A 2,301-nucleotide genomic window follows, 5' to 3' on the forward strand; every position below is an offset into this window, starting at 1 on the left:
TGCTTGCCCTGGCTCACCAGGGTGATGAGCTGCTGCTCGGTAAGCCGCGCCAGATGGGCGCTGGCGGTGGAGGGGCTCACTTCGGCGACCACCGAGAGTTCGGTGCTGGTACGGGCATGGCCGTCCAGCAGGCAGCACAGCATGCGTGCGCGGGCCGGTTCGGCAATGGCGGCGGCGACCCGGGACAGTTGGGCATCGGGTGTGCTGGTCAGTGGTGCGGACATACTTCGGTGTAGAGCGAATTGTGGTGGTGGAAAGTTCAGCATACTCCACAAAAATTGGATCTACAACGCTGACCCTTCACATTGCCCACCATGCACCCAGCCCACGTATTCGCCGCCCCCACACACACCGATCCCTATCCTTATTACGCTGCACTCGTCGCCGGGCCTGCGCTGGTGTTCGCCCCAGAACTGGGAGTGTGGATAGCCGCACGCGCCGATGTAGTGGCCGAGGTGCTGGGCAACCCCTGCTGCAAAGTGCGGCCGGTGGCGGAACCGGTGCCCCCGGCCATCGTTGGGACCGTGGCGGGCACGCTGTTTGGCCAATGGCTGCGCATGCAAGACGGCAGCGCACATACCGGCCCCAAACGGGCATTGCAGCGCGCCTTGGCGGCGGTGCCGGTGCCGCAGGTGCAAGAGACCACCCGCGCCTGCGCCATGGATGTTGTGCACGCAGCGCCCCACGGGCTGCTGGTCGACATGCTGCAGCACTGGACCCATGTGTTGCCCTGCACCGTGGTGGCCCGTTTGCTCGGGTTTGATAAAGAGGTTGCGGCACAACTGGTGGGCTGGATGGCCGATTTCGTCGCCTGTGTGTCGCCACTCAGTACGCCTGCCCAACTGGCGCAGGCATCTTGTGCCGGGCAAGCATTACGGGACACGGTGCGCGCAGCGGTGCTGGCGGCTTCGCCCTCGGCCGATAACCTGCTCTATGGCGTTCTGCGTGAGGCGGCTGCCGTGGGCTGGGACGACATAGAGGCCATCTGCGCCAATCTGGTGGGGCTGCTGTCGCAGACCTTTGACGCCACGGCGGGCCTGGTGGGCAACAGCATCGTGGCCCTGCGCAGGCAGCCGGGGCGGGTGGAAATGTTGCATGCCAGCCCTGCGCAATGGGCGGCGTGGGTGCAAGAGCTCAGTCGCCACGATCCGCCTGTGCAGAACACCCGACGCTACGTGGCCGAGCCCACGACGGTCGCGGGCATCGCCCTGCAGCCGGGCGACACCATTGTGGTGGTGCTGGCAGCAGCCAGCCGCGATCCGGCGGTGCATGCGCGCCCGCATGCATTTGACATAGGACGTACACCCGACCCTATTTATGGTTTTGGCACTGGAGCGCATGCCTGCCCCGGCCAGGCGTGGGCTTACGCCATCGTCGCCACGGCGCTGCAAGAGCTGCTGCAACGGCAGCCGCACTTGGCAACTGCTCCGCTGGCGTGGCGTTACCGCCCCTCTTTGAATGGGCGCATCCCGCAGTTTTTTACCCCCACCGAGGAGGCCGCATGATCGCCGTTATTTTTGAAGTCCTACCGCGGCCCGCGCACCAGCAGCAGTATCTGGACATCGCCGCCGCGCTGCGGCCGCTGCTGGAGCAGATCGACGGCTTTATCTCGATCGAGCGCTTTCAGAGCCTCAGCCAGCCGGGCAAGCTTTTGTCGCTGTCCTTCTTCCGTGACGAAGCCGCCGTGTTGCAGTGGCGCCAGCTGGAGGCGCACCGGGCAGCGCAGGCACAGGGCCGGGCGGCGATTTTCCAAGACTACCGTTTGCGGATTGCCTCCGTGGTGCGCGACTACGGCCTGCACGAGCGCGATGAGGCACCGGCCGACAGCCGGGCACGGCACGGCACGGCGGTGTTTAACGCAGGATTGTTTACATTTTGTAGTTGAAAGTAGGGATAAATGAGCCTGTTCGCGCAGGTCTCATCTGCGTAGGCAGCTATATTAGTTGTAGCATAGTCGGCTGTTTATGCCGCATGCCCCACTTTCTCTATGTCTGACTTTTCTGTAGCCGCGCTGGCCAGCACTGCGCTGGCGCCACGCATCTGGGTGGCCACGCTGCTGCTCTATGGCGTGCTGGCCCTGGCCAGCCTGGGCGCTGGCCGCTGGACGGCCCCCGGCAGCGCGTTGCGCCTGCAGATTAATGCCTGGTGGCGGATATTTCCGGTGGTCAGCCTGAGCATGCTGCTGTACCCCGCGGGGCCGATGCTGCTGTCTCTGCTGATTGCCGGGCTGGCTGTGCGCGAGTTGAGCTCGCATTACGCGGGGCCGCGCGCGCGCTTTCAATGGGTGTGCGCAGCGGTACT

Annotated in this window: 4 protein-coding genes; 3 read left to right on the forward strand and 1 reads right to left on the reverse strand. The window is 65.0% G+C overall.

Features of this window, described 5'->3' with window-relative positions; genetic code table 11:
• On the reverse strand, nucleotides 1-224 hold a 224-nt coding region (locus ABI213_RS04475; RefSeq protein ID WP_348026225.1), incomplete at its 3' end, for an ArsR family transcriptional regulator.
• 90 nt (nucleotides 225-314) lie between these two features.
• On the opposite strand from ABI213_RS04475, the gene ABI213_RS04480 reads away from it, so the two are divergent.
• The 3 genes from ABI213_RS04480 to ABI213_RS04490 form a co-directional block, all read left to right on the forward strand.
• Nucleotides 315-1,505: a cytochrome P450 gene (locus ABI213_RS04480; RefSeq protein WP_348005309.1), complete on the forward strand. Its 1,191-nt coding sequence runs from the start codon at nucleotides 315-317 to the stop codon at nucleotides 1,503-1,505.
• The gene (locus ABI213_RS04485) at nucleotides 1,502-1,885 is read left to right on the forward strand and encodes an antibiotic biosynthesis monooxygenase (protein ID WP_348005310.1); all 384 of its coding nucleotides are present in this window, start codon (nucleotides 1,502-1,504) and stop codon (nucleotides 1,883-1,885) included. Before ABI213_RS04480 ends, ABI213_RS04485 begins: the two co-directional genes overlap by 4 nt.
• Nucleotides 1,886-1,987: 102 nt before the next feature.
• Nucleotides 1,988-2,301: hypothetical protein (locus ABI213_RS04490; protein WP_348026227.1), on the forward strand; the 314-nt coding region annotated here is incomplete at its 3' end.

The sequence above is a fragment of the Rhodoferax sp. genome, from assembly GCF_039922535.1.
In the GTDB taxonomy this organism is placed as follows: Bacteria; Pseudomonadota; Gammaproteobacteria; order Burkholderiales; family Burkholderiaceae_C; genus Rhodoferax_B.